At 36.2% G+C, this 18,377-nt stretch carries 17 protein-coding genes; 2 read left to right on the top strand and 15 right to left on the bottom strand.

What is annotated here, in order from left to right; genetic code table 11:
• Positions 1–156 precede the first annotated feature (156 nt).
• The 7 genes from pezT to STO1_RS03780 all read right to left on the bottom strand — a co-directional run bounded on the left by pezT (position 157) and on the right by STO1_RS03780 (position 4,184).
• Complete coding sequence (gene pezT / locus STO1_RS03810; protein WP_045773572.1) at positions 157–927, bottom strand: type II toxin-antitoxin system toxin PezT; 771 nt, start codon at positions 925–927, stop codon at positions 157–159.
• Complete coding sequence (gene pezA / locus STO1_RS03805; RefSeq protein WP_045773571.1) at positions 927–1,403, bottom strand: type II toxin-antitoxin system antitoxin PezA; 477 nt, start codon at positions 1,401–1,403, stop codon at positions 927–929. Before pezA ends, pezT begins: the two co-directional genes overlap by 1 nt.
• A 70-nt stretch (positions 1,404–1,473) precedes the next feature.
• A complete protein-coding gene (locus STO1_RS03800; protein ID WP_045773570.1) occupies positions 1,474–1,746 on the bottom strand; it encodes a hypothetical protein in 273 nt (90 codons plus the stop codon).
• Positions 1,747–1,783: 37 nt separating this feature from the next.
• A complete protein-coding gene (locus STO1_RS03795; RefSeq protein WP_096422017.1) occupies positions 1,784–2,167 on the bottom strand; it encodes a DUF5945 family protein in 384 nt (127 codons plus the stop codon).
• Complete coding sequence (locus STO1_RS03790; protein WP_000152419.1) at positions 2,164–2,397, bottom strand: DUF5965 family protein; 234 nt, start codon at positions 2,395–2,397, stop codon at positions 2,164–2,166. Before STO1_RS03790 ends, STO1_RS03795 begins: the two co-directional genes overlap by 4 nt.
• Before the next feature lie 50 nt (positions 2,398–2,447).
• Positions 2,448–3,533 (bottom strand): thioredoxin domain-containing protein, encoded by a 1,086-nt coding sequence (locus STO1_RS03785; RefSeq protein ID WP_000510561.1) that lies wholly within the window; start codon positions 3,531–3,533, stop codon positions 2,448–2,450.
• Between the two features lie 9 nt (positions 3,534–3,542).
• A complete protein-coding gene (locus tag STO1_RS03780; RefSeq protein WP_096422015.1) occupies positions 3,543–4,184 on the bottom strand; it encodes a peptidylprolyl isomerase in 642 nt (213 codons plus the stop codon).
• Positions 4,185–4,343: 159 nt separating this feature from the next.
• Here STO1_RS03780 and STO1_RS03775 point away from each other — a divergent pair, with 159 nt between their 5' ends.
• The gene (locus STO1_RS03775; protein ID WP_096422013.1) at positions 4,344–4,541 is read left to right on the top strand and encodes a hypothetical protein; all 198 of its coding nucleotides are present in this window, start codon (positions 4,344–4,346) and stop codon (positions 4,539–4,541) included.
• A gap of 13 nt (positions 4,542–4,554) precedes the next feature.
• Here the strand turns inward: STO1_RS03775 and STO1_RS03770 are convergent, their stop codons facing one another.
• The 5 genes from STO1_RS03770 to STO1_RS03750 all read right to left on the bottom strand — a co-directional run bounded on the left by STO1_RS03770 (position 4,555) and on the right by STO1_RS03750 (position 12,611).
• On the bottom strand, positions 4,555–4,851 hold the full coding sequence (locus STO1_RS03770) for a DUF5966 family protein (RefSeq protein WP_096422011.1): 297 nt from the start codon (positions 4,849–4,851) through the stop codon (positions 4,555–4,557).
• Between the two features lie 13 nt (positions 4,852–4,864).
• Complete coding sequence (locus tag STO1_RS03765) at positions 4,865–5,149, bottom strand: DUF5962 family protein (RefSeq protein ID WP_096422009.1); 285 nt, start codon at positions 5,147–5,149, stop codon at positions 4,865–4,867.
• A 74-nt stretch (positions 5,150–5,223) separates the two neighbouring features.
• A complete protein-coding gene (locus STO1_RS03760) occupies positions 5,224–11,436 on the bottom strand; it encodes a helicase-like domain-containing protein (RefSeq protein WP_231870006.1) in 6,213 nt (2,070 codons plus the stop codon).
• A 47-nt stretch (positions 11,437–11,483) separates the two neighbouring features.
• Positions 11,484–11,894: a thrombospondin type 3 repeat-containing protein gene (locus STO1_RS03755; RefSeq protein WP_000387505.1), complete on the bottom strand. Its 411-nt coding sequence runs from the start codon at positions 11,892–11,894 to the stop codon at positions 11,484–11,486.
• Between the two features lie 150 nt (positions 11,895–12,044).
• Positions 12,045–12,611: a PBECR4 domain-containing protein gene (locus tag STO1_RS03750; RefSeq protein ID WP_000013901.1), complete on the bottom strand. Its 567-nt coding sequence runs from the start codon at positions 12,609–12,611 to the stop codon at positions 12,045–12,047.
• Positions 12,612–12,629: 18 nt separating this feature from the next.
• Between STO1_RS03750 and STO1_RS09755 the strand changes: the two genes are divergently transcribed.
• On the top strand, positions 12,630–12,818 hold the full coding sequence (locus STO1_RS09755) for a hypothetical protein (protein ID WP_071788347.1): 189 nt from the start codon (positions 12,630–12,632) through the stop codon (positions 12,816–12,818).
• A 30-nt stretch (positions 12,819–12,848) separates the two neighbouring features.
• Here the strand turns inward: STO1_RS09755 and STO1_RS03740 are convergent, their stop codons facing one another.
• From STO1_RS03740 to STO1_RS03730, 3 genes are read right to left on the bottom strand one after another with little or no spacing between them, the layout of a single operon-like run.
• Positions 12,849–15,662, bottom strand: a complete 2,814-nt coding sequence (locus STO1_RS03740) for a phage tail tip lysozyme (RefSeq protein ID WP_096422005.1) — start codon at positions 15,660–15,662, stop codon at positions 12,849–12,851.
• 11 nt (positions 15,663–15,673) lie between these two features.
• Positions 15,674–18,031 (bottom strand): VirB4-like conjugal transfer ATPase, CD1110 family, encoded by a 2,358-nt coding sequence (locus STO1_RS03735; RefSeq protein WP_096422003.1) that lies wholly within the window; start codon positions 18,029–18,031, stop codon positions 15,674–15,676.
• Positions 17,982–18,341, bottom strand: a complete 360-nt coding sequence (locus tag STO1_RS03730; RefSeq protein WP_096422001.1) for a PrgI family protein — start codon at positions 18,339–18,341, stop codon at positions 17,982–17,984. Before STO1_RS03730 ends, STO1_RS03735 begins: the two co-directional genes overlap by 50 nt.
• Positions 18,342–18,377 lie beyond the last annotated feature (36 nt).

Genomic DNA, 18,377 nt, shown 5'->3' with positions numbered 1-18,377 from the left:
AACTGTGCTAAATTTGTACTTATAGTGTTAGGAAATCATGACTGAAGAATGCTAAAACTTTTGAAAAAATATGAAGAAGAAGAAAATAGAGAGTATAAAAAAGGATCGTTATTTTTTAATTGACGATCCAATAGACTATATTTTAAAACTCATGATCTAACAACCATTTCGATTAGTTAAATCTTTCAATCTTTCTTCTCCAGATTTAAGCATCTCTTTCTCGACCTGACTCCACTCCCCAAACAGTAAATCCTGAAGAACTGTTGCTGCTGAAGTTGTATTTTCTCTCGAATCATATACACAACTTCTATCTCGTTGGTAAATTTGAATTCTTTCAAAGATAGCTAGTTCTTCCAATTGTCGTGTATTATTAACTAGATGATTTACAATGAAATCATGATGTTCTTTTGGAGTTGCGCGTGCTTGATTTGGATTGATAGCGTATAGTTCTTCGTATCGGATAAGGGTGCTCAGATAGGACAGCTTAGGCTTTGTTGCAATTAAGGCTAATTGTACCTCATACCCCTTATTTTTCAAGAGTTTTGCTGTTTTATTTGGAACATCAACTGTTCGTAAAGTTCCTTCTATCAAAAGATTGTATCCCAAACTACTCAATTTTGTTACTAAAGACTCTACCATTTTCCCTGCGAAATCTTTGGTGTATTCAACGCTATCTTTGCCATATTCTTGCTGCAGTTCTAAATAGTGTGGATGCTGAGAACGAAAACTATCACCATCTATGATAACAATATTTCCTTGAAATTCTTTCTGTTTAATACGATGAATTGTAGTCTTACCGGCACCACTTTGCCCTCCAAGCAAAATCGCTATAGGTTGCTTACTGGACTTTTTTCCTCTTGTCAGTGAGCGAATGTTCCGCTCTAAAGCATGTTTGAATTCACTATCGGTATAATCTTGGATTTCCATTAGGCTACCATCCGTTTTTCAGATATCTCTAACATACGTTCAATTCCATCCAAATAACCGCTATATCTCTCTATTTCATCAAAAGTTTCTACTAAATAGATACTCGTATGAATCAAGTCAGATAGATCATCACTCATTAAAATCCAAGGATTAGATTCATCATCAATGCTAATTCCCTGACTATCTTGATAGCGATAGAGTCGAGATAATAGATTAGCACCTCTTTCTTTCACAATTTCAATTTTTAAAGTCAATTCATAATCTTCAACAGGATTGAGCATTTTATCTTCTCCTACAATATCGACATAAGATACATTAAACTTCTGACAAATGATGTCAATTAATTCCGTAGAGACTGAACTCGTTCCATTTTCATACCGGCTCAAGCTATTTCGAGAAATTCCTACAATTCGGGCAAAGTCGTCTTGTGTTAAGTCATGTGTTTTACGTAAGGATTTTATGTTCTTTCCAATCATGGCAAACTCCTTTTATTTTTATACCACCATTATAACATTTAGAAAAAGCAAATGCACCATTTTTGGTGCATTATTGGCTGTTTTTCCTAAATCTCTCTAAATTCTTCTCCAATTGTTCCTTATGAAGTTGATTTTTAGCTTCCTTTAATGTGTCGTCCAAAGTTTCTTCCCTATAAATTGATTCTGTTTTTACTTGTTCTGATTCTTGATCTGGAGTGAAAATGATATCTAACAGTCGGTCTATTTTTTCAAGATCTTGGACAGACATATCAGATAGTCTATGAATCAGCTTTTTAAATACATCACTATTGTCGTGATTTTTCTTAAAAAATGTTGTAAACATCTATAACCTCTCAAAAAAAGCAGCCTATCAGGACTGCTTAGTGTAATTCCGAAATCGCATCATAAATGGACTGTAATTTCTTATTGTCTTTATTCTTTGTGTCAATAAATGTATGTAGCTCTTCAATTTTCTTTTGACTGCTTTGAATATCGCTATTGTTATCCGCAATAAGTCTTTTAAGATGTTGCTGATAACTTGTAGTGATATCTGTCTCTTTTCCTGTTCTAACCTCTGTAACTTTAGGTTTAGAACTAGAATTTGATTCCGTCACAGGCGCTTGTTTTCGCTTTTGAAAAGCTGCTTCATAATTTACATCATTACCTCCTTGATGATTTCCAAATAAGGCCGCAATTTTATCTGAATCCCCTTGATTTTCTGATTTACTTTCTAATGGTTGATTAAAATTCCAATCTTTTGTCATTCACTCATTTCATCCTTTCTAAATTCAGAATCATCGAATTGTCTTTCTTTACCAAAGGCATGGTCAAGAGCTTCTTCAAAACTCATGTGACTGATGCTTTGACGCCTTTTGAACGTCGCAAACATCGCTGTCTCCAGTTGCTCTTTGTAAGCAGCGAGTTTTTCTGTCTCTCTTGCTACCTTGCTTTCTTGCCTAGTGACCTTTTCTTCTAAGCGCTCGATTATGGTCATATACGATCCTCCTTCATTCTAATATTAGCTAAAACATCTTGATTTTGTTATCACAATTCTAAACATTGAGAGTTTTGTCTTACTGGTGGATTTCCAAATGTCTCTTTTACAGTTTCAAGCTTAAATTGAAAATCTGATTTCTTTTCTCTAAGAATATCGTTCCAGTCTATTTTTTCTTTCCCAGATTCATTATTAGGTAAATCCAGTAAAACAGGAAATCCTGATTGAGATAACTTATCAGAAAAATCTTTTCCTGCATCATCACAATCTACCGCAAGTGTCAATAAATCAGGATGATTATCGAAATAGGTGGTGGTATCACGAATTGTATTGATCAAATGCAATAACTTTGAAGGTGTTACTGTATCTAAAAATTCCAACTTCTGATTTTCTTCAGCTATTAGTCGTAAAGTTTGATAAGCAACAACAGACCTTTTTAATCCTTCCATAGATACCAAACGAACATTAGTTAGACTTTGTTGATGAAGTTCGTAATAGCTCATCAAGTCGATGAACGATTCACAAAAGACCAGTCTATTTGGTTTACCAATGTCAAAGGATATTCCAACATGTCCATGGCTTCCTTTTAGAATCGTTTTTAACCTTTCTCTAGGAAGAGAGTGATTCTTATAAATTCCTTGTAAGCTTGCTGCCTGCAGCTTGTGGCGATGATCAAAGCTTTTAAAAACGTTAACAGGTTCAACTGTTTCATTTGTTTTCCAACTAGCTTGTGCTATCAAACCTTGTTGAATCATCTTTTGTATGATTTCTTCTGAGATTCCTCTACATTCTGTTAAGTAATATCTAGTCAAACTGCAGTTAGAATCTTCTACTCTCTTTAAAGGATAATAAAATGGTCTCTCTCTTTTTTCTTGAATAGCTTCTTTTTGAAAAGGTTCTTCAGAAAGAAAGGCTAGAGCTTCTTTAAAGGAAATTCCCTTAACAAGTCGAACAAAATCAATGACATCACCTTGAATATCTCTTGAAAACCATTTAAAAGTATTGGTAGTTGAAAAAATCCGAAATGAATCGTGTTCAGGATGTTCATAGACACTGCTCGAAACTTGTTTAAAGGAGATACCTAAACGATTGGCTACATCAAGAATTGAAATTTGCTTACATTCTTCTATTCCCATGCAATATCATCATTTTGTCGTAGTATTTGGCAGTGATGGTATTGATGATGATTCTTCTAAAGTTTTAGGAGTTGCATTATCTAAATCATCTAACCCAGATTTCCAAACCTGTACTTGATTGACCAATAACTTACCAGGTAGTTTAGAATAGGACAATTTAACCGTTCTGGTTTCTGTCTGATTGGTCTTTGATTGGTTGGCATTCTTTAAATCAGATACATAGGTTACATTATATGAGACCATGGCAATGGCTTGATTCGTAGTCTGATTGACAAAGATATCAGCTTTTTCAAAATGATAATCTAAAATATAATCCTTATACACTTGGTTCATGGCATCATTTTGACTTGACAATTCTTGAGAATAAGCCGATTCAGTCATATAAGGTTGAATACGTGTATTATTTTCTCCGAGCTTCTCTTTCGTATAGTACTGCGTCAAAAATTCTTTTACAGTATCCGATGACAAAATGCTGGCTTTATCTTCTGCTTGTTTATTCTCTACAAGTTTAGCTGCAGCCAATTCAATCTCTTTACGACTTTGTTTAGCAGTCGAGTGTTGACCAGCAGTATATCCCATCATGAGAATAAAGCTAGTTGCAGCCACTGCTCCAACACTAATTAAGGCTTTAGTTTTGACTTTATTTAACATCTTAGACCTTCTTTCTATAAAAACTAGGTCAAGAATAACAAAAAGGACTTGTAAGTTTTATCACACCATAATAAAAGGTCATTCCTACATTTAAGAAGCAAAATCGTACAGTTCAGAGAAAAATATCAAAACTATCTGTCTTCAGCTTATAATGTAACTATGAAAAATTCAAAAGAAGAAAATTTGAGAAGAGCTCTTTCTCATATTGAACGACATAAACAAGCCATAAATACAAGTAATAACAGTGAGGATAATGATTTTCATAAATTACTGCTCCAATTTAGCTATGAAGTATATGAAAGAATCAAGGCTAATAAAAAACCTTATCCGAATTTAGATTCAGATAAAGTTTTTTAACCATCTAACAAGTTTACATACTTTTCTTAGTTTTGGAGTTTATGAAACGCCAACTGAATCCTAGAACCAACATCAGATTGATGAAAAGGTACACAGCCGTAAAACTAGTTAAACCATGTTGTCTGATATCATCAAAGTATAAAGTCGGTTCAGTAAAGAACAGATAAATTCCATAGACCTCCACGAAAATAAGAAAACTGATAAAACCAATCAGGAAAAGTCCACTGGCAATAAGAAAGAGTCTCCAAAAAAGAATGAAAATTCCTCCTACTGCTAAAAAAATTACTGGGATAAGGAGTAAATCATTCATGACTTTCTCCTTTCTAGTCAATCAATTGACGATAATGGGTGGCAAGAGAGGAATCAAACTCTTCTAATTTTTGAACTAAGTCCAAATACTCCTCTTTCTCATGTTCTTCAAAGTCCACACCTCGATGATTCTGAAGAGCGATTTCCAATTGACTAGTAAGTTCTCGTATAGAAAAGCTGTAATCGCCTGTCACTTCCTCATAATATTCCTTTAACTCCTTGTAGGCTTGGTATTCTTCAGGTGTTTGAAATCCCTGTACCAAAGCCTCTTCTAATTGATAATAGGTATCTTCCATCATAATCGTTACCTCGTTTCTTTCTATCTTTATTCTACCGCGCTTTTCTTTTCTTGTCCGCTATTTATATATATTTTTTAATCTAATTCAAAAGAAAGTTGTTCTTGCTTTTCTTTTCCTTTTTCGTGGAATTGTCGTAAGGCCTGATCAATAATATCTAAATCCGTTTCTGTTTCAATCAATGGCGCGAGTACATCGTATTCGGCCTTTTTAGTTTGATAATCCTCTTCCTTTGGAAAATTTTTCTCAATTTCTACCTTAGCAGTAGTCCATTTATCCTTTAATTCATCCAATAAGTTCTGAGTTTTCACTTGATCCTCTTTAATGTGATCAATCGTATGCTGAAGCCTTTGAATTGTCCCCAAAGGAGAATACAAATCTAAACTGACAGAATACTGATTTTCTCCTACAATCTTAACAGAGAAGTTTTCAGGAAGAGGCTGATCCGTTGGAAGACTAAGCATTTTAATGTCAAATCCTCGATAACTGCCTAGAGTACGGAATTCTTTGCTGTCAGATTGATTATGACGGATAAGACGGTGTAGGGATTCACCTGCTTCAGCTCGTTGCTCAAAAGCTTGCTTACCTACTGTCATAGTAAATGCCTGATCTTTCGACATTTTAGACTGTTGGATATCTCCATCATATTTGCTTAATCTTTTCTTAAGAATGGGTATATTTTCCGAACAGTAAGAGATTGTATGACGATAGTGATCCTTGCTGCGTTGAAAGGCGCGTCTTTGGTTTTCTAATAGGGTTAGATCATTCTCCAATTCCATCTTATGTTTGAGATAAGGATTACCTGTTGCTAGTGCCTTAAAATCAGAAGCTGTCATAGTCTGTTCATCAATATCTTCTGCAGCACGAATTGGCTCCTTAGAAGTCATAATTTGCTTAATATAACGGAGTTTGTTCTCCTGAGTTGCCCATAGATAATTATCAAACGAACCTTTGGTAATATAGTGGTAAATATCCACTTCCTTGTTTTCATTTCCCTGTCGGATAATACGTCCATTGCGTTGCTGAATATCACTTGGTCTCCACGGTACATCCAGGTGATGAACTGCTTTCATCTTGCTCTGAACATTTAAACCTGTTCCTCCTTTTTCAGTTGAGGCAAGGAGAATCCGCACCTCTCCTGCATTGACCTTTCGAGACAAACTATTCTTCTTTTCATCACTATTGGCATCATGTACAAAGGCAATTTCCTTACTAGGGATTCCTCTATCAACTAATAAAGCCTTAACCTCAGAATAAACATCAAAGCCATTGTCCTTTTTCTTAGGTGTTCCAATATCTGAAAAAATCATCTGAGTAGCCTTATTTTCCATTCCCTCACGATAAATTCTTTCAACATTATCCACTACCTGAAGTAGTTTATGATTGTCTGCTAGACTATAGCTAGAGTCCAATAAACGCATATCAATTGCTAGTTTTCGTGCCTCACCCGTAATTTTTAACATGTTATCCTGGCTCGGATCAACTGTTCCACATTTAACCGCATCTGAACGCATAACCAATTCTTCTAGATAGAGTTTCTGGTTTTCAGTTAATTCACTCTCAATAGGAATAATATGGGCTTCTGGAACAGGTAAATCCAACATATCTTGTGTTTGAATGTCGGCTGTTTCTTTATAAATTTTCATCAACTCAGGTAGATTGACAAACTTTTTAAATCGTTTCTTAGGTTGGTACTTATCCCCTGTAGGAGCTAATTCCATAGAGTTTTGAATTTCTCCAAAAGCACCTACCCAAGAGTCAAAATAATCAACTTGATAGCGTTTTAAGATATCCGGTTGAATGTAGTTCATCATAGTGTACAACTCACTAATAGAATTGGAAACAGGTGTTCCTGTCGCAAAGACAATATTTTTAAAATCATGTTCTTCCTGAATCTGTCGAACCTTCATTTCCATATCCACGTTCTTCTTAGAAGTTGTATTGGTAATTCCTGCTACATTCCCAAGTCCAGTAATTGGACGAATATTTTTAAAGTGATGTGCTTCATCCACAAAGAGAAAATCAATTCCTAAGTTCTCAAAATCAATAAAACTATCACGATTAAAGCGTTGGAGTTCTTCCAATTGTTTCTCTAGACCACTTATTGATTGCTCTGCTTCTTTAACAGTATACTTATTTTCAGAATGTGTTTTAATCTCTCGTAGTTCATTGAGTTTATCCTCTATATAGTTCATCTGTCTTTCCTTACTGACAGGGATTTTTTCAAATTGAGAATCCCCAATGACAATAGCATCGTAATCTCCTGTAATAATACGTGACACAAATTGTTTTCTTCTCGCCTTCACAAAATCTTTCTTAGTGGTCACAAAGACCTTTTTAGTAGGGAAAAATTTCATGATTTCTTGGCCAAATTGAGCAGACAAACTAGAGGGCACCACATACAAGGGCTTATGAACCATTCCCAACTCCTTTAATTTAAAACCAGCACCAAGCATGGTCAAGGTCTTTCCTGAACCTACCTCATGAGCTAATAAGGCTCTTTTTTCTTCTACGATTCTTTGAATAGCATTCTCTTGGTGAGGACGAAGACTGATGTTTTGTGCCAAGCCATCAATGACTAGATGGCTACCGTCATACTCTCGACTAACCGTTCGATTATAAAGACGATTATAGCTTTCCTCAATGACTTGTTGGACTTCTGGATACCGTGAGACAAAGTCTTGAAAGAGCTCTTGTAAATGCTGCTCTTTTGCTCTTAGAACAGAGGTTTTTTCCAAATCTGTGATGGTCTTTTTCTTTTCTCCTTCCGTAACAGTCATAGTAATCGTCGGTTGGTTTGAATTTAGTAAATTCTCAAAAACCTTTCTTCCTGTATCATAACGTGACCCACTGACTCCAAGACTACTATCTTTGGCACTTGGATAGCGATAAGCAAATGATGTCCTTAAATGAACCTGGCCATCGACAGGATTCACTTCAATGACTTGTTCAACATCTGGCGAAGACAATTCAAATTTACGATTAGTAAAACATTCAAAGGCAAATTTACCATAAACGGATTGAGGAATCCAACGTGACCCTATTTTAAACTCAATATCTGCCAGATGAATCCTTGGAGGGCGAACAGATTCTAACAAATCTAAAGCATGGGACCAGTCACATTCTTGGTTGTTTTCCTCCACTAATAGTTGAACTACTTCTATCTTGTTGAGAATGTCTCCTGATAAAAATTGGTTCTTAGAAAGATATTTTCTTTCTCCTCTTAAATAGCTTTCTGGATCCATTAAAACCTGGTCACCTAACTCATCTAAAATAGCAGCTTGGCTATGTTCAGGGTAAATTGATACCATATAGTCTAAATCAACCCCTCTACCATCCGATAAACTGGAGTTTAAGGCATCTAAAGCCGTTGATACTCTTGTAATCACTCTCTCTGGCCTAACCAATGCTTTCTCAAAAGCTAAAGATTTTTTATATTTTACTTTCTGAACTTTAGAATCGATGTATTCATCTTCTAAACTTGCAAGTAAAGAATACTTATCGTCACTATCAAATAAGTTTCGATTGACTGAGGCATTCAAGTATCCAAATTGACTTACAAAGCGGTCATAGTCACGATTGAGTTTACTAAGTAATACCTGAAAATCTGTTCGACTATAATCTGGATGACGTTGAATTTCAATTAAGGCTTGATAGGTCTCTCCCAAATCAACCATGCCCTTAATACGACTAATATCCTTATCCGATAAGGGGCTTTCATAAAAGACAGTTTTTTTGAACAGTCCCTTATATTTCCCTCTTTTACTCGCTTCTTCTGACTTGTATACATCTAGTGCTTCCTCATCTGTCAAATGAAGTTGCACGAATCGATCTATTTTATGTTCAGACAAAGAACTGTCCCAAGCTTTAAAATCTCCCTTCTCATCTACATAATAACTAATTTCGTCTACTTTTGAACTTTTCCGAATGCCATGCGTATCTCGGTAATAAATTTGATTTCCCTCATATCCAAAAGAATAGAGCGCTAAGTCCTCACGTATACGACTTGGGATAGAATTATCCACTTCTTCTTTGATAAAAACAGGTGCTTTCAAAGAATTGTCAATTTGTTTAGGTGCTTCCACATTCTCGAATGCTTTCATTATTTCAGTAGCTAATGTTTCTGATACTCCCTTAACATTGAGAGTTCCTCCATTAAAATTACGTATCTCATATTCACCCAAAACTTGTGTATTGTATTTCCCATCAAAATAAGGATTGATCCAGACACGCTTATCCTCCTCAAAGGGAATAGAGCCACCAAAGACAAGCTCATCTTCATTAAGATTCTTTGCTTGATCCTTTTGAAAGAAGAGGAGGTCTGTGGTCACTCGAGTACCTGCAATCTTTTTAAAAGCCGTATCCGGCAAACGAACTCCCCCTAAAAAATGAGTGTTGGTTTTAATCTCTTGTAAGACATTATCTGTCCGCTTATCCATTGTCCCGATAGATGAGATAATCGACACTTGTCCTCCGTCTCTTACTAAATCAAGTGAGTGTTTGACAAAGTAATCATGAATCATATAAGGTTTATCATAGTTTTTATCGGCAATGCGAAAATTTCCAAAAGGAACATTCGTTAAGACTAAATCAAAACTATTATTTTGATAGGGAACATCTTCAAATCCTCGCACTTCAATATGGGTATTGGGGTGGAGTTGTTTTGCGATTGCGCCTGTCACACTGTCTAATTCAACCCCATAGAGTTCTGATTTATCTAGTATACTTCTAGGCATCGCCGCAAAGAAGTTCCCAGTTCCCATAGAAGGATCTAATATCCTTCCTCCCTCAAAACCATCATCCAGTAATTTTTGCCAAATCTGGCGAATAATCATTGGGTCTGTATAATAGGCTGTGAGAGAACTTTGTTTCATAGTGGAGTACTCTGATTTACTTACTAAACTCTTAAGAGTTAAACGTTCTGTTTCATACTTTGGATTGAGTTCATCGAAAAATTCATTGGCAAGACCGCCCCAGCCGACATACTTGGCTAGTAGCTCTTGTTCTTCTGGATTCGCTTGTCGTCCCTCTTTTTCTAATCTTTTAACAAGTTCAATTGCGGCGATATTCGTTTCAATTTTTTCTCGATTTGTCTTAGGATAAAAGTCCTCTAAATCATCTGGAAAAACAAAATCTAGAACAGGGACATCCGTCTCTTCTATGCCTACAATAAGCGTTTCTGTTTCCTTATCCTTTTCATTATCTTCTTCCAGATAGGAAAACAAATCTATTTCCTGGCTTTCACTTGATGAATCAATCTCAATCTCTGAATTTTCTTTTTCAAGTTCTACAAGAGACAATACTTGTTCAATCTCTTCCAAACTGTTCAAGTATAAGATAGGATTCTCTTCAAATAACTGGTTGGAATCATTGAATAGCTCTAGGCGAACTAAGTCATTTAACTGTGCATTTTCAATCGAAACCAACTGAAATACTTGTCCTTTATAACTTACTTGTGAACCGATTGGATATTCCCTCAAAGCTTCTTCTACAATTTTATCGACATTAGAAAAGGAGTTAGTTTCTTCCGTTTCCTGTTCAATATCACTTGAAGGAGATAAGGATTCCTCTACTTGCTTAGACTTTTCTCTTATAGCCTTTACTTCATCAAAATGAGTAATAATCTTCAGCTTTTGTGTCAGTGGGAGTTGTGTGTAGTTTTCTTCATGATGGATAAGATTCGTAACGATATCTAAAGTAGCCATCAATTCTGAACCCAAATAGGCTAGAACATCTCCTTCTTTTTCTTCAAAATGAATCTCAAGAACTTCTTTTTTTAGTTCTTTGGAATCAACCATTAGAATAAACTCCTCTATATCTCTACTAATGCGGTCAGATAGATTATTTGCAACTCGATAGACATTGACTAAATTGACATCCTGATTCTGATGAAATACAAGCTCACTTAATGGTGTTAGCTTCTCTTTTTCAGATTGGATGTAAAATCGAGTGGAAAGGTTATAGGTTGCGACTTCTAGCACCAAGTTTTTCTCCCAATTACTTAATTGAGATAATTTATCTAAACCTACTTGTCCAAAATTTCTTGTGTAACTTTCTAGATCTTGGTCATTATTTTCAGAACTGGCCTCTAGAAAAGAAACAATATCTTGATGAAACGAATAGACATGAGGTATCTCTTCTATCTTCCCCTCTTCAGTCAAAAAACTCTCTACCAAATCCTGCCATTTCTCATCAAAATGTTGCGCTTGATAACGAAGAAATAGGGCCATTTTCTCTCTATCTTTTGGAATTGTTCCACGAAACATAGCCAATAATTGCATTACTTCCATACTTGCTCCTTTCATCTATACGAAAATAGGAGAATCACATGATTCCCCTACAACTCTATCTCCATTTCCACCTCTTGAGGACTGGTTTCTAAATCACTAGACAAAAGAGAAACGGCATCTGTTCTCATGTAGTAAGTATATAAGTCTTCTAGGTCTTGTTGGTTTTCAATCCCTGTTTCAATACTAATCAGAGCCTGTATAAATTCCTTATAGTGACTCTCCATCATATCTGAAATCTTTTGTTTCATTTCCATAAATACTGAAGACGGTTCAGTTATACTTATTTGATCTATGTTTTGTAAATCCTTTTCTAAGGGATTGGTTCCTTCTTCTACTTCCACTAAATCTGAACGACCATCACCATCAGAATCTGCGCTAAGAGGATTGGTTCCTAGCGCAAATTCTTGAGCATCAGTCAGTCCATCTTGATCCGAATCACGTTGATAAATGGCTTCCATATACTTCCTTCTTTCCTAGTTAATCTTTTTTCACTCCAATCCTACCAAATATTCCTTGAAAGAAGTATCACAACAAAAAAGAGAACGAGCCAAAACTGCGTTCTCCTGAAAATGATAAAAATATATTTTATGCCACAAAAGATATGTAAACTAATCTTTTGAATAATAAAAAAGTTCCGACGTTTGTAAATGTTTTGAGTAAATTGAAATTACTTTTTGACCTTTTGGAAATACTGTCTTTCTCTTCAAATCTAATAAAGATTGAGGAACAATTTTCCTTGATGTTTCTTTCAATGTTAATGCTAGTATCTGTTTTCTTGTACGTAGAGCATAATCAAACTCCAAATACAAATAACGTCCTGAACCAGTTAGATGAACATGCTTTCCCAATAACTCCTCAATGGATCCTAAAACTTGTAACTTTTGCATCGTGGTTCCATCTTTTTTTATCTTCAACTCATCAATTATGACATGTCTATTTAAACAATCGTCAAAGAAACTGCCTGCACCTTTTCGGTAATCAACACCACATAGGTGCATGAAATTAGTAGGTGAAAAATGAAGTTCAACACTTTCTATTTCAGTTTCATAATACATGATTTTGCCAACGAAGTGCTCTTTAAAAAAAGAAGCCGCAATTTGTAACTGAGTAAAAAAACGCTGAAGTTTTATTTTTTCGGTGTAATTTGGATTACGATAATCTCTAGAATTTGCCATATTTTCCTCACAAAAAAGGTGGTTTACAGAGTCTGTAAGCCACCTAGTCAGTCGGTTTATTCTGGTGTCTGCCACCGCTTGGCCCTTACGTCCAAGATTGCTATCGGATTTCGTTCTGGTGTCCGCCACCGCTTGGCCCTTATGTCCAAGATTACTATCAGATTGACCATGAGCCGACCACTCATCTACACTATTTATTTTACCTGAAAATAGCTAAAATTTCAAGTGTAAACTCTTCTATTTCGTAGTATAGGCAAAACTAATGGCGCTATCTGCTTGCGAGATTTTTCTAAAGGTATAGTTAGGGTTACCACCATAGTTAGTTTCGGACACGAGGAAAGAACCATCATCATAGACCTTCTCTACAAAAGCCACATGACCATAGTCTGCTGGTGTTCCATGTATTCCTCCCACAAAAGAAACAATAGCACCTGCTCTTGGTGTAGAGCCAGTTTCCCCACCAAGACTTGAAGCTGTCGCAACCCAGTCCTGACCATTTCCCATAGTATTAATGATTGAAATCTTATCTCCATTACTTCCTTTTAATTTCAAGCCTAACTGGTTCATACGAGCCGCAACACCCCATGTACATTGTCCATAGGCATAGGCCATACCATCTCCACCACCAGGAACAGAATGATCATACAAGTCTCCACGAACACCTTCAAGGGATTGCGGGTCACTTTTTGCCTGTCCTCCATTTGTTTGGCTAAAGCCTTTTTCAATTTGGTAATACCATTCCGTTGCTCTGGTTTGTCTTTCCAGTAGTTTGTCACCAGAATTTCCCTCCCAATAGGTAAGGAAGAGTTGGGCTAGATTGGCTGCACTGCCCGTATTTCCAAAGAAATCCTTTAACCAACTTTGATAGTAAGGACTATCACCGTGAAGCATAAAATCAAGTTGGAGGTCTAAATCATACCATTTCTTATTTTGGGTGCGTGCATAATTTAACAAGGCTGTATGACGTGTTGAACCATCTGCGGTATCCGTCCATTGCCCTAACCCCAAACCTCTATGAAGTATATTAGGATAAGCACCACTATAAATGGCTGGACCTCCAATTGCTAACCAGGTTTCATCATCCCATGAGGAATCGGTAGCGCCAACAGGAGGAGATAAATAATCTCCCTCAGCTCGTTTTGGATTGATAGAAGATTCTACCGACCAATTTCCTAAAATAGCCGCAATGGCTTGGGAACTTGCCCCTTGAGATTTCAAAAAATCATAAATATGTTTTGCACGTTCAAACTCATCCCCACCAAACTGACCAATGGCAGGTAAGATAGTGGTCTGAAGTTGAATGACCTTTGGAAAATAAAATTGCGGATTGACATACACCAATTTTTCTTTCTTGTTCTTATACTTTTGATAGGAAACTTTCAAACCTGTATCGTCTGGTGTTTCACCAATAATATCACCCGTTAGGACTCTTGTCCCCTCAATCGCACGGCCATTATGAATAGAATACAAGGTCAATCTACTCTCATTCTCTCCTTTTCCGTTAGTGAGAATAACATTGTCGCCATCTAGAGATACAACTCCATCCATTGGTGCGACAATCGTTTGGTGAGCCTTTGCTTCTAGTAGAATGTACTCCTGAAGGGTAGGTTTTCCGTCTAAATCATAGTATCCATAACGATAAGTCATGGTTAGACTATCTTCGTTGCTTTTCCCCTCAAATGGATTGTCCAATTCCTGCATGGAAGCATACACACCTTCTTCTTTTAGTTCCTTCATTTCCTCTTGATCGTCTTTCGATAGTTTATACTTAGGAGTTTCATAGAGGTCTTGCATGGATTTCAAATCTTCCCCATCGTTTAAATCATGCCACAAAGTAGATAGATAATCCTTGTAAGTTTCTGTACTAAATAAGTGAACTGGTTTGTGTAACTCATAGTCATGGAATTTAAAGTTCATATACCCCATCACATCATCAACTTTTGTGTAATAGGTAATTCCTTTGTCATTTGTGCGAGTATGTTCTGCATCTTCCCAAGTTAGGTGGGTATAAGCTTTTGTTAATTCAAATTCATCTTGTTGAATCAAACTAGAAGATGAAAATCCTAAAAAGAAGCTCATTATAAGTAAAAGAAGAAAGACTATTCCTCCAACTATCCAGGTTACAGGATTCCCAGTCGCAAATGTAAAGAAGGAAAAGGCTGCTTTTAGTTTTTGATAGATATTTCGAACACTTGTAAGACCTTGTTTCTTTAATTTTCGAAACCGATTTTTAAAGGAACTTGGGTTATCTTTCGCTAGTTTCCATCCTTTTCCATCCTTAAAATGATGGTATCGCTCTTTTGTGTTGGTCAGTCTTTTCTTGGTAAAACGACCTGTTGCTTGTCCTGTTTTGACACTAGCTTTTCCGAGATTATAAGAAAGGCGACTGTACCGTTTCCCTTTTCTGATAGTCTCTTGAAGCGTGCGATAGCCTTCTAAATTTTCATTTTCTGAAGCTAACTCTCCTCCTTCACGTCCAAGAACATAAAGAAAAGTTTTGGCTTTCCTACTGACTTTTTTGGACTTATAGGCTTGTTTAGTAGATTTTAGATTTTTTTTTGCGGCCTTGACTTCTTTCTTAGCTTTTAATTCTTCTACACTCTTCCCTTGAAAGAAAAAATTGGATTTTACTTTTGTTTCCTGACCGTAGAGAAATTTTGGATTGGTTTTTCTTTCTTTACGACTCTCTTTTCTTTCTTCTTTTGTTTGTACCTTGACTTCTCTAAATTGCTTCTTGGCTATTTTCAATCGTTTCCTAGCATGAGGCAATCGTCTGTCTCTTAATTCTTTCCGATTCAAAAGAGATGGAGAAGTATTTTGAAGGATGTGATTGTAGTCTTCATTTGCTTGTTTTACTCTAGCCTTTGAAGCTTCTCTCATCTCCTCTAGCTTTTCTTTTATCTCTTTTTTCCATGCTTTTTCATCCAGCACAGCAGAATCTTTTTTCTGTTTCTTCACCTCCTTCTTTCCTTGTTTCAAGAATTTCTTCTCATCTTTTAGACTTCTTCTAAATGCCTTTCGGGCACGTATGATTTCTCTTTTATCCTTCATTTACCTTCCCCTTAATTAGAAGCCATTTTATCAGGATCTGTACTCATGATATCAAACAATTGAGTACCTTGAGGAATCTTATTTTTAAAGGGTACGACAACTGAACCAGCTTTTATCAGTCCTGCCCCTTTTTCTGGATTGACAAGGTATTTTTCGAGTTCTTTTGACAAGCCTAAGAGTTGAACCAGTTCTTCTCGGTCATTTTTTGCTTGCTTGAGGAGAATCATAAATTCACTATTTGCAATAATCCGTCTACCATTTGGATCTAACAATAAGGTTTCGACATTTTGGGTTATCCCAGTCGGACTAGCTCCATATTTTCTGACACGACTCCACAATTTAAAGAAGAAATCACTGGCATATTTATCTAATAAGAGAAGCTGCATTTCATCAAAATAAATCCAGGTCTTCTTCCCTAATTTTTGATTCCGAACGACACGATTCCATATCTGATCAAAAACAACCATAAGAGCAATTTGTTTCAGCTCATCTCCTAACTTTTTAACATTATAGATTAAGAAATTAGATCCTGTCTGAATATTGGTCTTATGAGAAAAAATATCAAGAGAACCTTCGACATACAGTTCCATATCAAGTGCCAAATTCTGCGCTTCTTCTTCTGGTTGTTGGCTCAAGACAAAGACCCATTCTTCCAAAGAAGGCTCTTTAAATGACTGATAGGTGAGTCTGGTGACTCGGTCGATAATCGATTTTTCTCTTCCGTCCATTTTTCTATCCAATAACTTACCGATAAAGGATAAAAGAAATTCTGATTTTACCTTTACAGGATCCTCATCCATATTTTCCTCAGACAAGTCAAGTACATTGAGATAAGTCTGGGAATCGGGCGCAATATCAATCATTTCTCCCCCAAAAGCCCGTCCAATGACACTGTATTCTGCTTCTGGATCCACGATGATAATTTCAGTATTTTCACCAGATTCCTTGATTTTAGTCGTGATAATTTCATGCTTGGTTGCCATCCCTTTCCCAGCTCCAGATGTTCCTAAAATCAAACCAGACGGTGTATTTAATAGGCTGCGATCAATGGTAATAATATTACTTGATATTTGATTGATACCGTAATATTTCCCACTACGGTCTTGTAAATCTACTGAAGTCCAAGGTGAGTTCACTGCTACATTAGATGTTAATAAACTCCGTGATACGCCCTCTAAAAAATCACAACCAAATGGCAGCAAGCTATTAAAGGCTGCTTCTTGCATATATGGAAGTTTATCAATCATTAGGTCATTTGAGCCGGCCACTTGTTGGATAGTGTCTAGGGCTTGTTTGAGTTCTTCTTCATCCTGACCAAAGACCCCAATCAAGAAGACCGTTTGAAATAGTTTATCTCCTGTCTCGGTCATGGTTTTTAAGAGTTCCTCAGCTTCATCGATATTGCTTTCTAATACATGACCTACTTTTTCCAAATAGATACCTGTACGAGCTAGTTTTTGTTGTTCCCCAATCTTTTGGGATTCCATTAAGGTTTTCTTTGTTCGTAGTTTCTTCATGGCATCTGCCTTGGTCGAACTTTGAGCATGAAGGCTTACAATCAATTCCAGATCTCCTTGCATGAGGTCTCGGATAAACTGATCCCCTAATTCCATACCGTAGTCTCTCACATAGACAATCTGTAATAAGCGGTCATTGATTTGTAGGTAATTCTTGTTTTTAAAATCCAAGAGATTAGGTGCTATGAAGTGACGAGTTGTCTGGCCAGATCTCGTTAAATCACGATAAGAAAAAGGAAGATGGTGTTCTCCTCTAAGCATATCTGCCAACAAGTTCACCCGTTCTTCTCCAGTCAAGGATCCAAATCGAGCATCAATTTCTGAGAAACCACTCTTGAAATATTCGCCTATTTGAGACAAGGAACGATAGGCTTGTTTGGGATTAGAATCCTTTCTACCAAAACTAATCAGTTTCACAGCCGAAAAGTTATTTTCACCACTATCTAAATTTTGATTCATCATCCGATTCAATTCTTTACGATAGCTATCGTACCCATCTTCTTTTTCCTCATACAAAACACTTTGTCTAAACTTTTCTAAATTCAATCTTTTATTAAAGATGGTCAATTGGAAGTTGGTTTGGTCATCTAAAGAGTTAATCAAATCAGAATACTTCTCAATGATTGCGCCCTTATCTTCTAAACCAACGGTCTGGTAATTGACATCACCAAGTAAATAGCTTTGTGAGAAATAATCTTCTTTCACCTGCATCAGACCATTTTGATACAAGGCTTGATAGGAAAGAGTATTAGCCGTTGATGGTAACACTTCCTCTTTTTTATCTTTAACTTCTTCCTTTTTATTAGTCGTTGAAGTTTTTTGTTTCTTTAATGTATTTAATTTTCTTTTCATGTTCAAGTCCTTTCTTTCCTGTAATTGTGCGTAGGGGAACCGTTAGTTCAAAATGAAGACGGTATTTCAAATAATGTTCAAAATATAAATCATTGGGTTTATAGACTCCAAAAAGCAAGAGGGGGATGGTAAAAGCAAACACAAAACCGTAAACAAACCAATCTCCAAATTGCCAGAAAAAGAGATTCAAGCCCAAAACAATAATTGTGACAATAAAGGCTGGTAAAACAAAGATGATTTGTCTTGTGGTGAAACCTAACCAAGCCCTGTGTTGGTATTTTGAGATGTCTTTAAAGACACGTGTATTCATGACTTTCCTTTCTAAAAAGGCTAAGAAGCAACCACT

This window comes from Streptococcus oralis subsp. tigurinus, from assembly GCF_002356415.1.
GTDB lineage: Bacteria > Bacillota > Bacilli > Lactobacillales > Streptococcaceae > Streptococcus > Streptococcus oralis_F.
Note: the sequence above shows the minus strand (reverse complement) of the source record. Positions and strands in the feature narration are given on the sequence as shown.